The following is a 21969-nucleotide window of genomic DNA, read 5'->3' as shown; positions in this document are numbered from 1 at the left end:
AGTGGTTAAAATCCCTGCCTGCGTATAGCTGAGAACCGTTAGCAACCCATAAAGCGAAAACAAGATGATAGTAGAAATAGAACAACTTACAGAAAAAGATTTTGTACAAGGAAGTCTGTCTTATGAGTATAATTTCCATATTTCAATATGGAATGAATCAACTCGTGTCGAAATATCTAATAAACAAGGAATTGACAATATATCTATTCTCCCTATAATTAAATCTGTTTTAGTGTGGGTAAATAATAATAAAGAAATCTGCACAGAAACAGCAATAGAGGAAGGAATGATTAGACTTGCTGAAGAATGGATAAAAGATGAAGATTCTAAAGTAACAAACGAAAAAGATTGTTATTTGACGGCATATGAGGAAAAAGTATTTTTACCTATAACTCAAACTGATTTTTATAATAGCTTAAAGGTGCAATCTATTTATTTTTCTGTTGAGGAAGGGATAACAGATATAAACATGTATATAAGTTGTTCCCCTGATTATTATGCAGGTCATGTTATATGGTATAGTCTATATACCAAAGAAAACGGAAAAATTGAATGTGAATGTAATGGATTAGAAGGATAGAACAGGTTGCTAACAAACAGATGAAACATTGAAAATGGTTTATCTGCCGAACATTATCCACCGAATATTACGATAATTAGAATAAGTTAAGTATGAGAACAATTCCATTTATAATGTTATTCTTGAGTTGTAGCTTGTATGCAGTAGCTCAACTCAACATAATCCCCAAGAATGACGGTTTGAAAGAGTACACTGTGCAGAATGCACAACCTTATGACAGCCTTACAAACGTGGAAAGTCGGAGTTTTGCTTCATTGCCCGGCCAGACCCTCTATATGCATGGAGCGAAAAATGACAGTCGTGGTTACTACGAGGTATTCTTCACGGGCAACTTCCTCGATGGTGAGAAGCAGCCGGTATATCAAATGGATGGTGTAAGTGTAACTCCTGCAAAATCTGTGGTGGGAAAGTATTATGAGGTTCTGAAAGTCTGGACTAAAGGAACAGGATGCTGTATTCTGTTGCGTGAAAAAGAAAGTGGAGATGAAATTTACTACAATCCTTATCGTTATCCTCTATGTATGACCTGTTTGGGCTTCTATGAGAAGCTGAAAAGATACATTGGGCAGGCATTCTTCTCACTTGCCAAACGGGTAGAAACCGAGGACGGACAAATCATAACACCGCCTGAAGGTACTGAATACCATTGTATGGATATAGGCTTGAAAATGAACAGTGACGGGGCGTTTCTGATTATGGAGGGGGCAGACAGCGTTAAGGTAGAAGCCTTCCCAATAGGTGATGAAGTTTACGAGTTCGTAAGTGCCAAGCGTATTTCCTTGCTGAAAGAACAGTATGGCGATAATTTTGGCAAGCAGATAGCGTTCAGGAAAGTAGATACCGGAATGACGAAAGAAATGGTTGTCGTTGCGTGGGGTGAACCTTATCGGAAATCAGAAATAAAAAAGGAAAACGGAACGCTTGAAACATGGAGTTTTTCAGATAATCGTTATGTGGAACTGTTTAATGGAAAAGTGTTGAATGTTCGTGTCTATTAGTACGCTACAAACCTTATTTTGCAAGTAAGAAAATGAGAACACCTATCATAATCATACTTTTGGCAACCGTATTTACTGCAAGCTGCGGAGAGCCGCCCATGCCGCCAAGGCAAGATAGACGGAACTGTAAAGACCTATTTTCATAACGGCAAAATGGAAACCGAAAAGGAGTATAGGCAGAGTGTGGAGAGCGGACGGGAACGCCGCTTTGACAGCAAGGCGGGTGAGCAGATTTTTGAATCTCATTATATAGACGGAAAAAAAGAGGGTGAGGAATGGGAGATTTTCGAGGATGGGCGCACGCTTCACAACAGGACTACACGACACTACCGTAACGGAAAACTTGACGGCTCTTATCATGTGGAATCGACACGGGACGGAAAACCCTATATAACCATCGAGAGACAATACACGACGGCGAGAAATCGGGACGTTGGAAACAGTACAACGCCACCGATGACACAACCCATGAATGGGATGAATGATTTTCTTTTTTCGCAAGTTGATTTTATAAAATTGCCACCGAAAGTTCGTACTTTCGGAAAAAGATGTTATATTTGCAAATGAAAGAGTTATTTGACAGCATAGCAACGCAAAACGCTGAAATTCGCACAGTTGCTAAATCGTTACCTCTATTTCTCAAATAATTCGCTAAAAGTTTATTTCTCAATTGGTTAAGTCAAACCGAGAAAAATCTAAAATACACATCTCCCTCACTTCACGATAAACCACGGATTATGCAAATCTTCCTTGTTATAGCGAAGCGGGGTCTTACCGTCGATATGATATATGTCGCAACCGGCAGACTTGGCGATGGCGTGGCCGGCGGCGGTATCCCATTCCATCGTCGGGGCGAAACGGGGATAGATATCGGCCGAGCCTTCCGCTACCAGACAAATCTTCAAGCTGCTACCGCTACTGATCAACGTAACAGGCTTTCCCTGCTTGCGGAGATTATCGATGAAAGCGGTGGTCTCCTCCGTTTGGTGAGACCGGGATGCCACTACCACGATTCCCTGATGCGCCAGCGCCATCGGCAAATGTATCGCCCCCTGCTTCATCTCGTCCATCGAGGGCTGGCTACTGCTATCGATTCCCGTAAACTTATAAGCACCCACAGAGGAGGAGGCGAAATACAACTCCTTCCGGACGGGCACATAAATGACGCCCAACACGGGCACACCTTTCTCCACCAAGGCGATATTCACGGTAAACTCGCCGTTTTTCTTGATAAACTCTTTGGTACCGTCCAGCGGGTCCACGATCCACAGCGTCTCCCATTTGGAGCGCTCCTTGAACGGGATCTCCTTTCCTTCCTCGCTTAAGACCGGAAACGGGGTAACGGACAAAGCGTTTGTTATCAATCGATGGGCCGCCTTATCCGCCTTTGTCAACGGCGAGTTGTCTGCTTTTCTCTCTATCCCGAAGTCTGATTCGGGGTCGTTATAAATATCCATGATCGACTTGCCTGCGTCTACCGCGGCACGGATCGCTATGTAAAGATAATTGGCGTAGCTCATCATCACTTCTCGTTTTATTATTTGTTAATAAGCAAATATATGGAAAAAAAAATAAATTAACGCCCTGTCGCCTGTAAATATTCCGTACGTTTGATCAAATAAGCCGTATAATCACCCGTATACTGGTCACGGCTTTGCTGGAGGAGCGATTGGGCGTCCAGAAGATCGCTCAGCGTTACCGTGCCCGCCTTATAATAGTCCGTATTAAGGCGGACATTCTCCTCGGCCGTCGCTATGGACTCCTCCGAGAGCTTGACTTGCTTATAAGACTCCTCCAGCTCGTTCCAAAGCTTCCGCATTTGCACCAACAGAAGCTCATTGGCGTTTTGGCGGGAATACTCGGCCGCCTTCACCTGAAGCTTTTGCTTCCGGATGGCGTGCGAGCCGCCCCACCAATCACTGATCGGAATCGCTACGGTAGCGAAAACCATGCCGAACGGACGGTCCTTATCCAGTAAGTTGTGATACATATACCCGGCTCCGATCCCCACGGTGGGCAAGTATTGCCCAACCTTCAGCTTTTGTTGAAGACGGGCGGCCTCCACGTTCTTCTCCAGCAATTTATAAGAGAGTGTCGTAGGGAGCGCCTCCTCATGGCTCACCCGGTAAAGCTCCGGGGAGGGCACCTCGGCGGGCAGCGTGAAATCGATCTCGAAATCATCTTCCCCGATACCGATATATTGAGCCAGCACCATCTTGGAAAGGCGCAAGCCGTTCTCCACCCGCAGGCGGTCGCTCGCCACGCCGTTCTTTTTCAACTGGACTTGCAGTAGGTCATTACGAGTCGTCACGCCGGCGCCGACCGCTACCTCCACATCCTTATAAAGACTCCCCACCAAGGATTCCACGATCTCGATCGTCCTTAATTTCTCGTGAAGGGAGATCCATTGCCAGTAATACCGCTCCACCGTCAGGGCTACCTCATCCTCGGATTGGCGCATCTGGTAACGGCTCACCTCGAGCGCCAAGTCGGCCAGCTTATTGCCGTTCACGATCTGTCCGCCGGCGAACACGGGCTGGATAGCGGTCACCCCACCCAGCAAGCCGTCATCCATCATCGACAACTCGAGAAGGCCCGGTATCACGCTCATATCCATCATCCCGTGGTTCGCCTTGAATGCCGTTCCCACGGCGCTGACATTCGGGAAGTATTTCGTAAAGGCCTCCTTTTTTCCTTCCCTCGCCCCTTCTACGTCTAAGCGGGCGTTCTTCATCTTCGCGTTATTCTCCAAAGCCATTTCCCGGCATTCTTCCAGCGATAATGTCCGCTGGGCGCTCACGGTCCCCACGCATAAGACGAGGGAACCGACGATGCCATATATCCATCTTTTTATCATCTCTTTTTTCCGCATATATTCATTCCTATATTATATCCTAATCCACATCCGTATCATTCATTTATTCCCGAATATCTTCCAATAGAAAACAGGCAGGATGATGACCGCCAAGATCATCGAGAAGACCGTTCCCGAGCAGATCACCACACCCATCGGCATCCAAAGGGAACTGCCGCTGATGATCATGGGCACCACGCCCACGGCCGTTGTAGCCGAGGTCAGGAAGATCGGGAGCATGCGTCGCCGGCCGGCGTCGAAGGCGGCATCCCTCGGGCTATAATGCTTATGGAGCCGCAGGTCTTGCGCATGCTCGAATATCAAGATAGCGTTTCGCACCACGATACCGATCAAGCTGATAACGCCCAAGACGCACGTCAAGCTGAAATCGATATGGAACGCCCACAAGCCCAGCGCCGCCCCGAACAAGGTGAGCAGCAACGAGGACAGGGCCGCCAACGCCAAGCCGATCTTCTTGAAATTGACCAACAGGAAGAAGAAAACAATGATCACGGCGATCGCCAAGCCCTGCATCAGCGGGTTCATCGTCTCGAAATCCAGCTCCTTGGCTCCACCGTACTCGTACGTCACGCCCTCGGGCAAGGTCGGGATAATATGGCTTTCCATGACTCGCTCGATCCGTTTCTGCATAGCGTTCTGGTTGGTCCCCCGGGTTACCTCGGCGAAGACGCTCAAGGTACGCACGCCGTTGCGACGGACGATCTGCCCCTCATTCCAGCCTCCCTCGATCGTGGAGACTTGCCGGAGCGGGACGCTCACGCCGGGGACGATGGTGGGAAGATACTGGTCGCCGACCTTATCGAACGCGTCACCCTCCCCTTTCTTATCGGATCTCAGCTGGATCGGCAAAGCGTAATCGCCTTCCCAGAGGGAGCCAACCGAGAGACCGTCGTAACGGATCGCCAGATCGGCCGAGGCCATCGCCTTCGTGATCCCGAGGCGGGAGGCTTCCACTGGGTCCAATCGAACCCGTACGTCGGGTAAGGCCTCCTCGTAATTGGTGTGTACCCAGACCAAGCCGTCCATCTCACGCAACACGGCCATCAAGGAATCCCCAGCCTGCTTCAACCGGGCGATATCGTCTCCCATGAAACGGATCTCTAAAGGAGAGGATACGTTTTGGTAATCCAGTTGCTTAAACTTCACGTAGGCGTCGGGGAAATAATCGGCGTACCGGTCCGTATAATCATCCAACACGCTACGGGTGGCCTCTATCGAGGCGGTGTTGACAATGAACTGGGCGTAATTCTTCCCGGCCAAGTTCGGGGCGTAGGTAGCTTGGAAACGGGGCGAGGAAGTTCCGATAAAGGAGGTGACGGACAGGATGCGCTCATCTTCCGACAACAGCTTATAGAGGCTATCGCTCACGGCGGCGGTACGGTCCAGCGAGGTTCCCTGCGGGAGATAGATCTCGACGGCGAACTGATCCCGGTCGGCTATCGGCATCATACGCTGGCTCAGTTGGGTGATCATCAGGATCGCCAAGGCAACCGTCAAGACGCCCAGACCGATCGTGGTTTTCGGGAAACGGAAAGTCCACGTCAGTGCCCTCGTATAGACGGCCTGTACGGTATCCAGCAGATTGAACCTCTTCTTGCCCGTATTCTCCCGCCCGGACTTCAATCCCTTCTTGATCAAGACCCGCTCCAGCAGCGGGATAAAGACCATCGCCACCGCCAGCGACACCATGAGGGAGATGGAAAGCGTCCAAGGGAAGAAGGTCACGAAATCCAACATCTGCCCCGTCATCGTGAAAAGCAACGGGAAAAAGATCACGCAGATACACAGCGTAGCCAACAAGATCGAGCTGAAATAGTTCTTGGCGCTATAGACGGCGGCGTACCAACGGGAATAGCCCTTGTCCAGATATTCCAGATAGGCGTCTATCACGATGATGGAGTTATCCACGATCATGCCCAATACCACGATCAAGGCGGCCAGCGTCACCGTATTCAGCGGGATGCCGCAAGCGTACATGACACCGATCGAGATAAAGACACTGATCGGGATGGAGGTAGCCGCCACCAATGCCGAGCGGAACGGGAACAATACCATCATCACCAAGATCACGACCACGATGGACACGAACAAATCCCGCACGAAGGAACTTACCGAGTCTCCCACCACCTTCGGCTGGTCGGCGATCCGGCGGATCGAGACACTCTCGGGAAGATCCCGCTCGAAAGCGTGCAATACCTCGTCTACCTCCTTTCCGTATCGTACGATATTATGGCCCTCACGCATCTCCATGGAAAGGATGATCGCTTTCTTGCCGTTGTTCGTTATATAGCTATCCGGCTCGGGATATTCCCGTACGATACGGGCCACGTCTTTCAAGCGGATCATATGCCCGTCGGCATCGGCCAGCAGGATCTGCTCGCCTACTTCCCGCTCCGAGGGATAGGTCACGGAAAGGTGGATGGGAATGTCCAAGCCGCCATTCTCCAAGGAGCCGGAGGCGGTGGTAAAGCCTTGGGTGAACAAGGTTGTCATCAGCATACGGGTATCTAGGCCGTAAGCGGCTAGCTTGTCTGGATCCAAGTAGACCGAGATCTGCTCGTTTTGTACCCCGTAACGGCGCAGGTTGGATACGGACTCGATCCGGCGCAGGCGGTCTTCCAGCGTCTCCATGTATCGCTGCAATTCCCGGTAGGTCTTGTCTTCCGATTCCAAGGTGATCAATAAGGCGGAAGTATCGCCGAAATCATCATTCGCGATGACGGCGAGTACGCCCGAGGGCAGTTGCGACTTGAAGTTCTGCAAGCCGAGCTTGATCTTCGACCAGACCTCGTCTTTATTGTTCACGTCGTCGTTCAGCTCCACCATCATGTACACCATTCCATCCCTTGACATGGAGTACGTCTTTTTCTTCTTTACCTCCTTGAAGGTAAACAGGTATCTCTCCAAAGGCTTGGCCAACTGCTCCTCCACCTCTCCGGAAGTCGCCCCGGGGTAAACACCCACGACCACACCTTGGCGGATGGTGAACTCCGGGAATTCCTGTTTCGGCATGTCCACCAAACCCAAAATACCCAACCCGACCAGCACGGTAATCACCAGCAACGTGATCTGGTAATGACGCATGGTCCATTCGATCACTCCGTTTTTACGTTCTCTCATAACGCACGCACTCTCATGCCCTCACTGATTTTCTGGTAACCGCCTATCACGACGATATCCCCCTCGTTCAACCCTTCCAGAATAAACAAGCCTTGCTCCGTCAAGTCGCCCGTCCGTACGGGCGTAGCTTTCGCCTCTCCGTCTACGATCTTCCAGACGAAACGCCCCCCGTCGTTCGCTATCAGCACGGCGTTGTTCGGCAAGGCGATAGCCGGCACGGATTCCTCTCCCGACAGGCGTACATCGCAAACCATGCCGGGCAACAAAGCGCCGGACGGGTTCTCCAGCCGGATCTTCGCCTCGTAAGTATGGGAGATAGGGTTGGCCACGATACCTTTCTCCGTCACTTTCCCCTCAAAACATTGTCCGCCCAGAGCGGCTACCTTTATCATAGCGGCTTGATCGCCGAGCGTGGCGACCTCATTCTCCGGAACGGCGATCTTCACGTTTACCGTCTCTATCCTTAACAAGGAGAAAACCGGTTGCCCGGGCTGCACGTTCTCTCCCGCCTCAACCATGCGCTTGCCGATAACGCCGCCGAACGGGGCATACAGGTTCCGGTCCTCAAGGTTTTTCCTCGAGATTCGCTCCATGGAACGGGCCTGTTCCAATTTGCTCTCCACCTCTACCCATTTCATATCCGGCAGGCTCTTATTCTCGTGCAAGGTTCTCATGCGGGCATAGGCGTCCTCCGCTTGTCGCAAGGAAGCGGCCGAGGCGTTATAGGCGTTTTCCAGCGTCGCCTTGTCTAACACCGCTAGTAGTTGGCCCTCACGGACCTTCTGCCCCTCGCCCACCAATACTCGCTCTACATTACCCATCACCTGAAAACTAATCGAGGAAGATACGACCTCCTCTACCGTTCCCACGTAATTCCTTGTATCCGCCGGAACGGTCTTCGCTACCTTCACGATCTCCACCGGGATCTCTTTGCTATCCCGTCCCTCTTTTTGACTGCCCGAACATCCGGACAGCACGAATACGACGGATAATAATCCTCCATAAACAATGCCTTTCATCCTTTTCATATCGTATGATTTATTATACCGCGAAGATGATGAGTTTATCCACTCCAAAGAAGTTCCGTTTTGCAACCAAATTGTCCTATTTGACACATTTCAATTGGATTATTCTATTATTTCACTAATTTTATCGCCCAAACAAGAATAAATTATGAACGTAACAGATCTACCTCAAGCTTGTATCTCTCTTATCGAGAACGTACCCGGCATAGACTTTATCGACGAGGATTTCGCCATATTCGATAACATCGACGATATTCCCTCGCTCGACCATCCGATGCGAATAGACGCCGTCGTATTCGCGCTTTGCACGAAAGGCTTCATGCGTATACGGATCAATATGGAGGAATATGTCGTAGGGGAAAACCATCTCGTATTGTCCTTGCCCGATCAGATCATCCAACACGTGGAACGTAGCGAGGACGTGGCCGGGATCTTCATCGTCATCTCCAAGAATTTCATGGAGGAGATCATTCCTCATATACAGAATACCTTGCCGGCGTTCTTCTACATCAAGGAGCATCCGGTCACTGAGTTGAATGCCGAGGAGATAGGTTGTATCAAGGAATATCATTCTTTTCTCTGGAAGAAAGTGAAAGCGAAAGGGCATCCTTACCGGAAAGAGATTGCCCAGAGCTTATTGTTGGCGGTATTCCACGAGGTTTACGGCATGTTTAAGAATCATATGCCGATCGAGGTGAAGAAGAGCCGGCAAGAGGAGTTGTTCGCGGCGTTCATACAAACGCTCGCCTTACATCATAAGCAGGAACGATCGGTAGCTTTCTACGCCGGGAAATTATGTGTCACTCCAAAATATTTATCTCTTTTGGTAAAGAACGTCAGCAACCGTACAGCCGGGGAATGGATCGATAATTACGTTGTCTTGGAGGCGAAGGCGTTATTATCCTCCTCCACCCTTTCCATCCAAGAGATATCAGACCGGCTAAACTTCGCCAACCAATCCTTCTTCGGTAAATACTTCAAGCAACACGTCGGGATATCGCCTACGGAGTATCGGAAGAAATGGTAATAATCAGAAAAATAATTATCTTTGTCTCACGACATAAGTCATTTAATGAAAAGATAAAATGAAACGAACAGAAATTATAGATCAGATAAAAGATATCATGCGCCGGATAGCTCCTACGGCACAAACTATCTTATTCGGTTCGGAAGCACGTGGAGACGCTCGGATTGATAGCGATATCGACTTGCTCATCTTAATAGACGGAGAGAAAATGACTTTGGAACGAGAGGAAGAAATTACTTTACCCTTGTATGAGCTGGAACTAAAGACTGGCGTAAATATCAGCCCCATCGTCATGTTAAGAAAACTCTGGGAAAACCGTCCCTTTAAAACTCCTTTCTATATTAATGTTATAAACGAAGGTATTATATTATGAAAGAGATCCTAGATGAAGAAAGTAAGAACGCATTGATTAACTATCGAATCCAACGTGCTTATGAGACATTGAAAGAAGCTCAAGTGATGATGCGTGAGTCTTTCTATAATGCTGCTGTTAATCGCCTCTATTATGCATGCTATTACGCAGCGGTTTCCCTGCTATTAAAATATGATCACCAACCACAAACACATAATGGAGTTAAGACTATGCTTGGATTACATTTTATCTCTACCGGAAAGCTTCCTATAAAAATCGGGAAAATATTCTCGACTTTATTTGAGAAAAGACATAGTGGAGATTATGACGATTTTGTTTATTGTGATAAGGAAATGTTGGATAACTTATATCCACAAGCCGAATTATTCATTCATACAATCAACCAATTATTGAAAGAAGAATAGTTCCCAAAGAGAACTATCCTCCGATCAACGCAGTTATCCCGCAAGAGGCGAATTGATCGATACACCTTTGCAGGACTGCTTCGGAAGGGGTGGATAGCGGAAGGTGCCCGGGATTGTAGAGGGTTCCTCGCTTATCGTGCTTACCTTTTCCGATGTCGTGGTACGGGAGGAGATTGACGACTTTGCGTTTCCACGGCAAGGAGGCTAGGAAGGTGGCAGAGCGGAATATATTCTCCTCGTCCGCATTGACGCCCTCGATCAAGGGGACGCGAATGAGGAAGTCTATGCCGGCCTCGGCGATCATCCGAAGATTGGAGAGGATACGCTCGTTCGGGACACCCGTGAAACGACGATGGCTACCGGAATCCATATGCTTTAAATCCACCAGAAAAAGATCCGTGCGCTCCATTACGCTCCGGACGGTATCCGGCGAGGCGAACAAGGTCGTATCCACCGCACGATGGATTCCCAACGCTCCGCAACGATCCAGCAGGGCAACCAAATCCGATGGATGCGACAACGGCTCTCCCCCGCAGAAGGTAACGCCTCCCTCGGAGCGATCCATAAAGACCGTCTCTTTCTCGATCTCACGCATGACCTCGTCGATAGAATACTCACGGCCGGACATCTCCATCGCCAAGGTGGGACAAACCTCGGCGCATCTACCGCATGTCCGGCACAGAGACCGATTCGTGACGATACCCGCCTCCGTCAAGGTCAACGCCCCGGTGGGGCATACATCCACGCAGGCCCCGCAACCTATGCACTTCTTCCTCGTATACAGCTTCTCCGCCCGGGGCGAGATGCCTTCCGGGTTATGGCACCATACGCAGGCAAGCGGGCATCCTTTCATGAAGATCGTGACACGAATGCCCGGCCCGTCGTTTATAGCGTATCGTTTGATATCGAATAACAGCATGGCTCAGAAAGTCTCTTGCTCCGTACGTGCGATCACGTCCGCTTGCAAATCGGCGTTCATATCGTTGAAATAGTCGCTATAGCCCGCTACACGGACCAGCAGATCCCGGTAGTCCTCCGGACACTTCTGGGCGGCGTAAAGCGTTTCCGTATCCACGATATTGAATTGGATATGATGGCCACCCAAGGCGAAGTAGCTACGGATCAAGGAGGCCAGCTTCGAGATATCCTCCTCCCGCCGGAGCAGGCTGGGCAGGAAGCGTTGGTTCAGCAGCGTGCCGCCGCTCTTCACCTGATCCAGCTTGCCGAGGGACTTGACAACGGCGGACGGCCCGTGGGTATCGGCTCCGTGCGAGGGCGAGGTACCGTCGGAGATGGCACGCCCGGCCAAGCGGCCGTTCGGGGTGGCTCCCATCACTTTGCCGAAGTAGACGTGGCAAGTGGTGGATAACATATTCAAATGGAAACACTCCCCTTTCGTATTCGGCTTGCCCTCGATCGCGTCATATAAATCGTCGAAGACACGGACGGCGATCTGGTCGGCGTACGGATCATCGTTGCCAAAGAAAGGCGTACGGTTCAGGATCATTTGGCGCATCGGCTCATGTCCCTCGAAATTATCCGCCATCGCATCCAACAAGGCTTCCATTGTGAAGGTCTTATCCTCGAAGACGTGTTTCCGCAAAGAGGAAAGGCTATCGGTTATCGTGCCTAATCCGGTACACTGGATATAAGTGGTGTTGTAACGAGGCCCGCAATTGTAGTAATCCTTACCCTTCGCTATACAATCATCGATAAACAGGGAGAGGAACGTGGCGGGGGCGTACTTGGCGAACATGCGGTCGATATAGTTGCTGACCCGCACCTTCATGTCCACGAAATAATGGATCTGGCGAATGAACGCCGCATAAAGCTCCTCATACGTCCGGAAACCACGGGGATCGCCGGTCTCCAGACCGACCTTGCGACCGCTTACCGGATCTACGCCGTTATGCAGCGTCACCTCCAATATCTTCGGCACGTTCAGATAACCGGTCAACACGTACGCCTCCTTCCCGAAAGCGCCCACCTCGATGCAACCGCTACAACCTCCCTCGCGGGCGTCACGCAGCGACTTGCCTTGCCGCATCAACTCCTGCACGTACACATCCGGGTTGAATACCGACGGATAGCCGTGGCCTTGGCGGATCACCTTGCACCCGGCACGAAGGAAACGCTCCGGCGTACGGGCACTGACGTGGATGGCGCTGCCGGGCTGGAGGATATGCAGCTCCTCGATCGTCTCCAACATGATATAGGAGACCTCGCTTACGCCATCGCTACCGTCCGCCCGGATGCCGCCGATGTTCAGGTTCGTGAAATCGTTATAGGTTCCGCTCTCCTTCGCCGTGATACCCACTTTCGGCGGGGCGGTATGATTGTTTACCTTGATGAAGAAGCAAGACATCAACTCCTTCGCCTCGTCACGGGTCAAGGTTCCGGCGGCGATCTCTTTCTCGTAGAAAGGCGCCAGATGCTGGTCAAAATGGCCGGGGTTCATGGCATCCCAACCATTCAGCTCCGTGATCGTACCGAGGTGAACAAACCAGTACATCTGGATCGCTTCCCAATAGGTACGGGGAGCGTGGGCGGGAACCCGGCGGCATACCTCGGCGATCTTCCTCAGCTCGGCGGCACGGCGGGGATCTTTCTCGGTGAGAGACATCTCGTCAGCCAAGTCTGCGTGTCGCTCGGCCAGCAGGATAGCGGCGTCGCAGGAGATAGACATGGCCGTCAGCTCCTCCTGCTTGTCCGTGGCCTCGGGGTCGTTCATGAAATCCAAGGCGCTTAGTTCCCCCTCGATACGTTTCTTCAAGTCCAGCAGGCCATATTGGTAGACCTTGCCGTCCAAAGCGGTATGCCCGGGGGCACGTTGCTCCATGAACTCGGTGAACATACCCACCTCGTACGCCTCTTTCCATTCCTTGGGGACGTGACTGAAGATGCGTTCCCGCTGGGTACGGCCTTTCCAGTACGGGATCACCTCCCGCTCGTAGGTATCGATATCTTCTTGGGAGATAGTGTAACGTTGCAGCTCCCGGGTATTCAATATATGCAAGTCCTCCACGCTATGGCAGGTAAGTTCCGGGAAGGTAGGCACGGCTTTGGGGCGGGGCCCCCGCTCGCCGACGATCAACTCGTCCTCGCCGATATAGATCGTCTTCCGCTTGCAGATCTCCAAGAAGTTCAGGGCACGCAGGATAGGGATCGGATACTTCCCGTAATTCTCCTGATAGAAACGGGTCTCGATCAAGGCCCGCTCGATGGAGAGGGAAGGTTGGGCCTCGAAGGTCTGCCGGCGCAGACGTTTGATACGGTCGTTCATCCCGAAATTGTTCGCTCCTACGGAAGAGACGGTATCATGTACGCATGAATGTGTGTGATGGGTTGTATTCATAAAATTATATGTTTTATCGTAGAGGTAGGATCTATCCGCCCTCATCAAGGTTATTTTTTATTGTTACACAGGACGGGCATCCCCGCCCCCATGAGTTCATATAGGGAGAGTATCTGCTAGAGATAAAACATCAGGCAGTTGAAAAGCATCCGATAGCCTTTGTGTAACATAGCGCTTGTTTCTTTTTGAAGTATGATGGCAAAAATAAGGAAATTATTGATAATATCACAATTCATCAACAGAAAGTAACCGTTTGTCAAAAAAATAACACAGGAACGTAAATAAAGGAATAGCTTTGCTTTGTATTTCCAGATCAAAGGGTTTAAAATTAAAAGAACTTATACCATGCAAAGTACATTCAAGAACCTGCTTTATGTCTTGAGACATTATAAATTAGCGACGGTCACTAATCTTTTAGGACTTAGCTTCGCTTTCCTGTTATTCATGCTGATAAGCATACATGTCGGTCATGAATATAGCTTCGACGCTTCCCTCTTGAACAGGGAAAGGATCTTTCAGTTAGAAAACAAGCGGGATGACGGGATATGGGAGGCTAATTTCGCACGTCCACAACTCGAGCGTTTCATCGCCGCCTCCCCTTATATAGAAGCGGCCGCTATCACAAACAACCTTGTTTACTCCTCCGTACGTTTTGGGATATCAGCCAGTGAAGGGCCCGACGCACGGAGCTATATGGAGCAGGTGGAACGGATCACCCCGGGATATACTAAGGTCTTTGGCTTCGAGCTGGTGGCCGGCGATACGGATTGCCTGAAACGTCCGGAAGGGACGCTGATCCCGGAGAGCATGGCCCGGAAACTCTTCGGCGAGGAAAATCCTATCGGGAAGCCGGTTTATCTGTCGGAGTTCGCCGGGGCCGAAGGCTCGATTATATATGGGCTTAGTTTTGAGCCGGCATATATCGTGGGAGGCGTCTTTCGCGATTTCCCGGAAAACACCCGGGTGAAGAATGCCCTGTATATCCCGATCATGGAGAAAGAGATGATGGAAAACTGGCATACCGGCCTTTACTATTGTTATCTGCTGATGTCGACGTCGGAATCCGCCTCTGTCACTACCGAGACCTATATGGCCGATAGCCGGGCTTTCCTGAAAAGTTTCACGATCGAGGATATGCGCCTCCGGCCCTTGTCTGATCTCTATTTCGGCCAGCCGGTCCGAGCGGACGCCGCTCCCATCGGTAATAAGCTACGGACGAATATGTTATTCTTTATCGCCATCCTGATCATAGGTATCGCCTTGGTCAATTATATCAACCTGTCGATAGCCTTGGCGCCGATACGCACCAAGTCGATCACCATCCAGAAAGTGCTGGGAAGCTCGGACGCCACGCTACGGAAGTATCTGGTCTTGGAGTCCTTGGGAATCTCGGTTGTCGCCTTCTTCCTCGCCTTGCTTTTCCTGTTATTTTTGAATAACGTGCAATGGGTCACGAATATGGTGGGGCATCCGTTGAACCTGTATGCCAACTGGAAGATTCCGGCGTACACATTCTTCCTTGTCGCAGGCGGCGGTATACTGGCCGGTTTGTATCCTGCTTTCTATATCACCTCGTTTCCTCCTGTCATGGCGCTGAACAAGTCTTTTACCCTTAGCGACCGGGCCAAGAACACTCGCAAGTTACTTATAGGGTTCCAGTTCGTTATCTCGATCACGCTGATTGTCGGAGCGTTGTTCGTCTCCTTGCAAAACAGATATATAGGGAACGTGGACTTGGGGTTTAACAAAGAAAACGTACTGGAGGTAAGACTAAGCATGGGGGCGGCCTTGAAAAAGGGCGAATTGTTCAAGGCACGTCTCTTGGAAAGCCCCGCTATCCGTGATGTTTCCTTTAGCGAGTTCAAATTTGTCTCGGACGAATCACGTTCTTTCATCGGGTATAATTACAAGGGACAACATTATTATATGAGCTGGCTGGGAGTATCCGCCAATTTCCCGGAGCTAATGGATGTAAAGATGATCGCCGGAAGGAAGTTCCGGCCAACAGATGAGGCGGCGGATAACACGCAGGCCGTTTGCGTCCTTAGCGAGACGGCAGCGAGGGAGATCGCCTCGGGTCTTTCCCCCGAGAAACCGGACGACCTATCGGACTTGGTAGGGACAAGCATCACGGATAATGATATACCGGTACGGATTGTCGGTATCTTTGAGGATGTCCATTATGAATCCCTGTATAAAGAGTTACGCCCGATGGGACTTTGGACCTCGGCTAAGAATCATTACCGCCGTTCGGTGCCGGAAAGATACGCTTATGTCAAGATCGCCGGCGGAAATCCCCGGACGGCTATCGAGCATATCCGGAAGGTAACGGATGAATTGATCCCGGGTTATCCGGCCGATATCCATTTCTTTGATACGGCGCTGGAGGAGCTTTACAGTAAAAGTGGGCGGCAGGGAGCGCTGATTACCGCCCTTTGCCTGATGGCCGTCTTTTTATCCCTCGTGGGAGTATTCGGACTGGTTATCTTTGAGTTACAGGGACGGGAAAAGGAGATAGCCGTGCGGAAAGTACATGGGTCCACGGTCCGGCAAATCCTTTGGATGCTGAACTCGTCTTTCCTCCGGATCACGCTCGTCTGTTTTATTATCTCGATCCCGCTTGCTTACTATGGGGTGCATATTTGGTTACGAAGCTTCGCTTATAAAACGCCGATCTACGTATGGGTATTTTTAGTGGCTTTGGTAATCATAATGACACTGACCGTATCTACGGTTACTTTCCAGAGCTATCGGGCGGCGATGGCGAACCCGGCGTCTAAATTGGGACATTAAGGTTCATTACGAAAAAAGGACGGGTAGATTGATCCGTCCTTTTTTACTCATATATTATCTTGTCTCAGGTTTGGTTACCGTTTCCAATAACCTTCCATCTCCTCCAGCGTCTTTCCTTTCGTCTCGGGGACAAATTTCCAGATGAACAACGCCGCCAATATACCCATCACGCCATAGATCCAATAGGCCATACCGTGATTGAACGTATCGGTCAAGTATTGATTCTTATCCAGCATTGGGAATGTCCATGATACCAAGAAGTTGGCAATCCATTGCGCCGCTACGGCGATACTCATCACCGTGGAGCGAATCGAGTTTGGGAAGATCTCGGCCAGCAGCACCCAGCAGACCGGGCCCCACGACATAGCGAATCCCGCCGTATAAACCAGCATGCAGACCAATGATCCCATACCCACCGAACGCGTATAGAAAGTAGTTCCCAAGATCAACATAGATACCGCCATGACGAGCGCCCCGATAATCATCAACGGACGGCGTCCGAACTTATCCACCGTGAAAATAGCCAATACGGTAAACGACAGGTTCACCGCCCCTACCACGATCTGTTGCAAAAGGGCGGCGTCCGTGGCCGCTCCCATCGTCTTGAAAATCTCCGGGGCATAGTAAAGCACCACGTTGATCCCCACGAATTGCTGGAAACCGGAGAGCAACACGCCCACCAAGATGATCAGCACGCCAAACGACCGGATCGGGAACAGCAAGGCGATACAGAAACTAGCCAACAAGGCGATCTCCAACGCGTTCGTATTACCTGCCCACGACAACAACCCGTAGCCGGCCAAGAACAGCGCCAGCCAAGTCCCCATAAACCGGAAGTAAGGCTTCATCGACGGAGCTTTCTCCTTGAAACTATTCCGTATATCCTCCAGCTCACGGCCAGCGTCCGCCTGATCCATCAAATGGCTCAAGACGCCCAACGCCTTCTCCGTACGCCCACGCATCACGAGATAACGAGGCGTCTCCGGCACGAACATCAAGAACGAGAGGAACAATACCGCCGGAATAATCTCGGAAGCGAACATCCAACGCCAGCCGATCGTATTCAGCCAAGCGGCATCTCCTTGAAGGGCGATCGTGTAATTCACGAAATATACCACCAGCATACCAAAGATAATGGCAAACTGGTTCCATGCCACCAGATTCCCCCGGCGATCGGCCGGAGCCACCTCGGCGATATACATCGGCGATACCATGGAGGCCAGCCCCACGCCGATACCTCCCAGAATACGATAAGCCACGAACGCATACATAAACGTATGATCGCCACTTCCGGGCATGCCGATAAACAGCTCCGGCCAAGCCGAGCCGATAGCGGAAAGCAAGAAAAGGATAGCGGCCAGTATCAACGTAGGCTTCCTGCCGTAACGCTGGCTGATCCACCCGGCGAACGAGGCGCCGAGGATACATCCGATCAACGCGCTACTCACCACGAACCCCTCCAAGGCGTTGGCTTGATCCAACGGAAGCCCTTGCGGCTCGATGAAGAACTTACGCAAAGACTCTACCGTACCGGAGATCACCGCCGTGTCATACCCAAACAGCAGACCTCCCAAGGTAGCGACCAAGGTAAGAGCGAAAATATAAGTGTTGTTACTTTTCATGGAATAGATTTATTAATTAAAAACTGAGAATTGAGAGCTGAAAACTAGGGCTTACGCACGATAATTTTCAATTCCCAATTCTCGATTTTCAATTATTTAGATATGCAGATTTACAATCATCTCGTATAATTCCTGCTTACCGCTGATCTGTTTCGGCTCGCCGTCACGCAAAGCGATCGTACGAAGATCTTCCAGCGTAAGCTTGCCATCCTCGAATGCCTTGCCCTCACCGGCATCGAAACTAGCGTAACGCTTGGCACGCATCTTGCGGTAATCTGAGTGCTCAAGGATATCGGCGGCGATCATCAAGGCACGGGCGAAAGCGTCCATACCACCGATATGAGCGATGAAGATATCCTCCAAGTCCGTAGAATTACGGCGGGTCTTGGCGTCGAAGTTCGTACCTCCGGTAGTCAAGCCACCTCCCTCAAGGATGACCAGCCAAGCCTGTGCCAGCTCATAGATATCCATCGGGAATTGATCCGTATCCCAACCATTCTGGTAATCGCCACGGTTTGCGTCGATACTGCACAACATGCCGGCGTCGGCGGCGGCTTGCAACTCATGCTCGAATGTATGTCCGGCCAAGGTAGCGTGGTTCACCTCGATATTCAAGGCGAAATCCTTGTCCAGTCCATAATGGCGAAGGAAACCGATCACGGTCTCCGAATCCACGTCATATTGATGTTTTGTCGGTTCCATCGGTTTAGGCTCGATCAGGAACGTACCCTTGAAACCGTTCTTACGGCCATAATCACGGGCCATCGTCAACATCATGGCTAAATGATCCTTCTCTCGTTTCATGTTCGTGTTCAATAGGCTCATATAACCCTCACGGCCGCCCCAGAATACATAGTTCTCGCCCCCTAAAGCGATACAAGCGTCGATAGCGTTCTTGATCTGCGTGCCAGCGCATGCCACGGTCGGGAAATAAGGGTTCGTAGCGGCGCCGTTCATATAACGCTTATTGCTGAAGACGTTCGCGGTAGACCATAGAAGCTTCTTTCCGGTAGCGGCTTGATGCTCCTTGGCATGTTCCACCATCGTCTGCAAACGTTTCTCGAACTCGCCCAGCGTAGGAGCCTCGTCCACTACGTCCACGTCGTGGAAGCAATAGTAAGGAATATTACATTTGGTCATAAACTCGAAAGCGGCGTCCATCTTGTACTTCGCACGGGTGATAGCGTCCGCACTGTCATTCCAAGGGAATGATTTTGTTCCACCACCAAACTGATCACCTCCCTCAGCACATAAGGTATGCCAATAAGCCATAGCGAAGCGCAAATGATCCTTTAGTGTTTTACCCATAACTACCTTATCCGCGTCATAATAATGAAATGCCAACGGATTTTTTGACTCACGTCCCTCAAACTGAATCTGTCCGATTCCCGGGAAAAATTCTTTCTCTCCTTTAAAGTAACTCATAATAATATATATTAAAAATGTAAATAATTCAGCCGTTAAATAGATTGTTCCAAGCGTTCTTTCCACGTCTCGAACGCCCCGCAATAAGCATTCGCCTTGAAACCGTCCGGCTCGATCACGTTGATCTTCTTCAAGGAAGCGAACGCTTCTTCTGCGTTCTTGTAGATACCGGCGCCAATACCGGCCCCCTTGGCCGCGCCTACCGCACCATTCGTATCATACAGTTCGATCACCGTACCCGTCACGCCCGCCAAGGCATCCCGGAAGATCGGGCTTAAGAACAAGTTCGCGTTCCCCGCACGGATTACCTGAATATCGATCCCCATCTCATTCATGATATCCATACCGTATTTAAAGGCGAACACGATACCTTCTTGCGCCGCCCTAGCCATATGGGCCTTGGTATGTATGTTGAAGTTCAATCCATGAACCGAGCAATCGATCTGCTTATTCTGCAACATACGCTCCGCCCCGTTTCCGAACGGCAAGATCGAAAGGCCGTCGCAGCCGATAGGAACCGTAGCCGCCAAATCATTCAACTCATTATAGTTGATACCTTCCGGCGCTATATTCCGTTTGATCCAAGAATTAAGGATACCGACCCCGTTGATGCACAACAAGACACCCAAGCGGGTCTGCTCCGTCGTATGGTTCACGTGGGCGAACGTATTCACACGGGAAAGCGTATCGTAATTCACCTTGCCGTTCACACCATACACCACTCCGGAAGTCCCGCCGGTAGCCGCTATCTCGCCCGGATTCAATACATTCAATGATAATGCGTTATTCGGTTGGTCGCCCGCACGATAGGTAACCGGCGTACCTTTCTTCAGTCCCAACTCGGCCGCGACCGAGGCGGTAACCTCGCCCTGCAAACCGAACGTCGGACGGATATCGGCAATCAGATCCTTACTGAATCCATAATAATTCATCAAATCCTCCGATAAGGCATTATTCTTGAAGTCCCAGAAAATCCCCTCCGACAAACCGGAAACCGTAGTCACGATATCCCCCGTCAGGCGCATAGCGATGAAATCTCCCGGCAACATGATCTTATGGATACGGTCGTAGATATCCGGCTCGTACTCCTTGATCCAAGCCAGCTTAGAAGCGGTAAAATTACCCGGCGAGTTCAATAGGTGGGAAAGGCATCGCTTCTCGCCTATATTCTTAAACGCACGCTCGCCATAAGGAACAGCACGGCTATCGCACCAGATAATAGATGGACGAAGCACCTCCATCTTCTTGTCCACCACCACCAAGCCATGCATCTGGTACGAGATACCGATCGCCTTGATATCCTCGCCTTTCACCTTCGCCTTGCTCATGGCACCTTTCATAGCGATCTTCACGTACGACCACCAATCCTCCGGATTTTGCTCCGCCCACCCCGGACGCAACGCCTTGATCGGGGCCTCTTCTTTGGGATAAAAATCCGCACCTATTGTTAACCCGGTCTCCTCATCGACGATAGAGACCTTGATGGAAGAACTTCCAATATCACATCCTAACAAACACATAATCGTATGGTTTTATATCTTATTAAACTTCGAACGTTGTTGATTATATTTCACCTTATCAAACCGATAATACCGGGCGGCACGATGGGCGACCCCATCTTGCATATCCTCCGTGGGTACCACGTAATCCAAGGAATTCATCTTCTTATGAAAATTACGCACGTCCATCTCACGGTTATAGATCACCTCGTACGTGCGCCTGAGCTGGAACGCCGTGAACTTCATCGGCATATAGTCGAAAATGATGGCGGGTTCCTTCTCTACCCAATTACGGATCTCCTGTATGGCAGCCTCGATAATCTCTTTATGATCGAATGGCAAGCGAGGAAGATCGTCGATAGGGCACCAACGGATCGAGTCGGATTTATCGGCCGGACACGTCTTCCTGCTATTCTTGCACAAGGCGAGATAAGCGACCGTGATCAACCGTCCGATCTTCACCTTGGAAGTCGCCTCCAGCCACATCACGTCCAACCGGTTCGAGGTACGGGCGGGAGAACCGAAACAACGGAATTGTTTCAATTGGACACGCTTCAAGCCGGTCGAATCATTCAGTATCCGATAGGCGGCGTCATCTAAATCCTCGTTCTCATAGATCAGGCTGCCGGGTAATTTATAGCCGATCAACTCGCCTTCCTCACTTTTCCGCTCCGCCAACAGCACGGTGAGCTTGTCATCATTGATGCCGAGAAGAACGCAGTCTACGGAAACATAGGGGGAAAGCATCTCTCTATTCTCGTTTTGTGTATCCATGATATCAGTAATTAGATTTGCGCAAATATAAGTATTTTTCTAAACAAAGCAATTACAAAAGGTCTTTTTTGCACCTCCTAATTGATTATTTTTCTGATA

16 protein-coding genes and 1 pseudogene are annotated in these 21969 nt (G+C 50.4%); 7 read left to right on the top strand and 10 right to left on the bottom strand.

Annotated features, from left to right (window positions below; genetic code table 11):
* The first annotated feature begins 64 nt into the window (after positions 1-64).
* From DW205_RS06610 to DW205_RS06595, 3 genes and pseudogenes are all read left to right on the top strand, one after another.
* Complete coding sequence (locus tag DW205_RS06610) at positions 65-580, top strand: DUF2262 domain-containing protein (protein WP_115485009.1); 516 nt, start codon at positions 65-67, stop codon at positions 578-580.
* A 92-nt stretch (positions 581-672) separates the two neighbouring features.
* Positions 673-1578, top strand: a complete 906-nt coding sequence (locus tag DW205_RS06605; RefSeq protein WP_117682422.1) for a hypothetical protein — start codon at positions 673-675, stop codon at positions 1576-1578.
* A 96-nt stretch (positions 1579-1674) separates the two neighbouring features.
* Positions 1675-2063 (top strand): annotated as a pseudogene (locus DW205_RS06595) (hypothetical protein); the annotation flags it as partial.
* A 228-nt stretch (positions 2064-2291) separates the two neighbouring features.
* Here DW205_RS06595 and cysQ read toward each other — a convergent pair.
* From cysQ to DW205_RS06570, 4 genes are read right to left on the bottom strand one after another with little or no spacing between them, the layout of a single operon-like run.
* Complete coding sequence (gene cysQ, locus DW205_RS06585; protein WP_005862794.1) at positions 2292-3101, bottom strand: 3'(2'),5'-bisphosphate nucleotidase CysQ; 810 nt, start codon at positions 3099-3101, stop codon at positions 2292-2294.
* A gap of 53 nt (positions 3102-3154) precedes the next feature.
* Positions 3155-4450: a TolC family protein gene (locus DW205_RS06580; protein WP_005857439.1), complete on the bottom strand. Its 1296-nt coding sequence runs from the start codon at positions 4448-4450 to the stop codon at positions 3155-3157.
* Between the two features lie 42 nt (positions 4451-4492).
* Complete coding sequence (locus tag DW205_RS06575) at positions 4493-7573, bottom strand: efflux RND transporter permease subunit (protein ID WP_005862796.1); 3081 nt, start codon at positions 7571-7573, stop codon at positions 4493-4495.
* Positions 7570-8601 (bottom strand): efflux RND transporter periplasmic adaptor subunit, encoded by a 1032-nt coding sequence (locus DW205_RS06570; protein WP_005862797.1) that lies wholly within the window; start codon positions 8599-8601, stop codon positions 7570-7572. Before DW205_RS06570 ends, DW205_RS06575 begins: the two co-directional genes overlap by 4 nt.
* A gap of 145 nt (positions 8602-8746) precedes the next feature.
* Between DW205_RS06570 and DW205_RS06565 the strand changes: the two genes are divergently transcribed.
* Genes DW205_RS06565 through DW205_RS06555 form a run of 3 tightly spaced genes read left to right on the top strand, consistent with a single transcriptional unit; the run spans position 8747 to position 10402 of the window.
* Positions 8747-9625 carry an AraC family transcriptional regulator gene (locus DW205_RS06565; RefSeq protein ID WP_005862798.1) on the top strand — a complete coding sequence of 293 codons (879 nt, stop codon included), beginning with the start codon at positions 8747-8749 and terminating at the stop codon, positions 9623-9625.
* A gap of 58 nt (positions 9626-9683) precedes the next feature.
* A complete protein-coding gene (locus DW205_RS06560; protein WP_005862799.1) occupies positions 9684-9998 on the top strand; it encodes a nucleotidyltransferase domain-containing protein in 315 nt (104 codons plus the stop codon).
* Entirely contained in the window at positions 9995-10402 is a 408-nt protein-coding gene (locus tag DW205_RS06555; protein ID WP_005862800.1) for a HEPN domain-containing protein, read from the top strand. Before DW205_RS06560 ends, DW205_RS06555 begins: the two co-directional genes overlap by 4 nt.
* Before the next feature lie 13 nt (positions 10403-10415).
* Here the strand turns inward: DW205_RS06555 and DW205_RS06550 are convergent, their stop codons facing one another.
* Together DW205_RS06550 and hypD are read right to left on the bottom strand one after the other, a co-directional pair.
* Positions 10416-11321 carry a glycyl-radical enzyme activating protein gene (locus DW205_RS06550; protein WP_005862802.1) on the bottom strand — a complete coding sequence of 302 codons (906 nt, stop codon included), beginning with the start codon at positions 11319-11321 and terminating at the stop codon, positions 10416-10418.
* A 3-nt stretch (positions 11322-11324) separates the two neighbouring features.
* Entirely contained in the window at positions 11325-13757 is a 2433-nt protein-coding gene (hypD, locus tag DW205_RS06545) for a trans-4-hydroxy-L-proline dehydratase (protein WP_005862804.1), read from the bottom strand.
* 345 nt (positions 13758-14102) lie between these two features.
* Between hypD and DW205_RS06540 the strand changes: the two genes are divergently transcribed.
* The gene (locus tag DW205_RS06540; RefSeq protein ID WP_005862806.1) at positions 14103-16550 is read left to right on the top strand and encodes an ABC transporter permease; all 2448 of its coding nucleotides are present in this window, start codon (positions 14103-14105) and stop codon (positions 16548-16550) included.
* Between the two features lie 74 nt (positions 16551-16624).
* On the opposite strand, the gene xylE is transcribed toward DW205_RS06540, so the two are convergent.
* From xylE to DW205_RS06520, 4 genes are all read right to left on the bottom strand, one after another.
* Positions 16625-18172 (bottom strand): D-xylose transporter XylE, encoded by a 1548-nt coding sequence (gene xylE / locus DW205_RS06535; RefSeq protein ID WP_005862808.1) that lies wholly within the window; start codon positions 18170-18172, stop codon positions 16625-16627.
* A gap of 96 nt (positions 18173-18268) precedes the next feature.
* Complete coding sequence (xylA, locus tag DW205_RS06530) at positions 18269-19597, bottom strand: xylose isomerase (protein ID WP_121963071.1); 1329 nt, start codon at positions 19595-19597, stop codon at positions 18269-18271.
* A 35-nt stretch (positions 19598-19632) separates the two neighbouring features.
* The gene (locus DW205_RS06525) at positions 19633-21117 is read right to left on the bottom strand and encodes a xylulokinase (protein WP_005862812.1); all 1485 of its coding nucleotides are present in this window, start codon (positions 21115-21117) and stop codon (positions 19633-19635) included.
* A 12-nt stretch (positions 21118-21129) separates the two neighbouring features.
* On the bottom strand, positions 21130-21870 hold the full coding sequence (locus DW205_RS06520; protein WP_005862814.1) for an NUDIX domain-containing protein: 741 nt from the start codon (positions 21868-21870) through the stop codon (positions 21130-21132).
* Positions 21871-21969 lie beyond the last annotated feature (99 nt).

Origin of the sequence: Parabacteroides sp. AM17-47 (assembly GCF_003434625.1) — a bacterium.
Taxonomy (GTDB): domain Bacteria; phylum Bacteroidota; class Bacteroidia; order Bacteroidales; family Tannerellaceae; genus Parabacteroides; species Parabacteroides distasonis.
The sequence above is the reverse complement of the archived record's forward strand: the minus strand, read 5'-3'. Positions and strand labels throughout refer to the sequence as shown.

Coding starts and splice junctions, on each gene's coding strand:
- DW205_RS06610 (WP_115485009.1), top strand. CDS start 65: ATGATAGTAGAAATAGAACAACTTACAGAAAAAGATTTTGTACAAGGA.
- DW205_RS06605 (WP_117682422.1), top strand. CDS start 673: ATGAGAACAATTCCATTTATAATGTTATTCTTGAGTTGTAGCTTGTAT.
- cysQ (WP_005862794.1), bottom strand. CDS start 3,101: ATGATGAGCTACGCCAATTATCTTTACATAGCGATCCGTGCCGCGGTA.
- DW205_RS06580 (WP_005857439.1), bottom strand. CDS start 4,450: ATGCGGAAAAAAGAGATGATAAAAAGATGGATATATGGCATCGTCGGT.
- DW205_RS06575 (WP_005862796.1), bottom strand. CDS start 7,573: ATGAGAGAACGTAAAAACGGAGTGATCGAATGGACCATGCGTCATTAC.
- DW205_RS06570 (WP_005862797.1), bottom strand. CDS start 8,601: ATGAAAAGGATGAAAGGCATTGTTTATGGAGGATTATTATCCGTCGTA.
- DW205_RS06565 (WP_005862798.1), top strand. CDS start 8,747: ATGAACGTAACAGATCTACCTCAAGCTTGTATCTCTCTTATCGAGAAC.
- DW205_RS06560 (WP_005862799.1), top strand. CDS start 9,684: ATGAAACGAACAGAAATTATAGATCAGATAAAAGATATCATGCGCCGG.
- DW205_RS06555 (WP_005862800.1), top strand. CDS start 9,995: ATGAAAGAGATCCTAGATGAAGAAAGTAAGAACGCATTGATTAACTAT.
- DW205_RS06550 (WP_005862802.1), bottom strand. CDS start 11,321: ATGCTGTTATTCGATATCAAACGATACGCTATAAACGACGGGCCGGGC.
- hypD (WP_005862804.1), bottom strand. CDS start 13,757: ATGAATACAACCCATCACACACATTCATGCGTACATGATACCGTCTCT.
- DW205_RS06540 (WP_005862806.1), top strand. CDS start 14,103: ATGCAAAGTACATTCAAGAACCTGCTTTATGTCTTGAGACATTATAAA.
- xylE (WP_005862808.1), bottom strand. CDS start 18,172: ATGAAAAGTAACAACACTTATATTTTCGCTCTTACCTTGGTCGCTACC.
- xylA (WP_121963071.1), bottom strand. CDS start 19,597: ATGAGTTACTTTAAAGGAGAGAAAGAATTTTTCCCGGGAATCGGACAG.
- DW205_RS06525 (WP_005862812.1), bottom strand. CDS start 21,117: ATGTGTTTGTTAGGATGTGATATTGGAAGTTCTTCCATCAAGGTCTCT.
- DW205_RS06520 (WP_005862814.1), bottom strand. CDS start 21,870: ATGGATACACAAAACGAGAATAGAGAGATGCTTTCCCCCTATGTTTCC.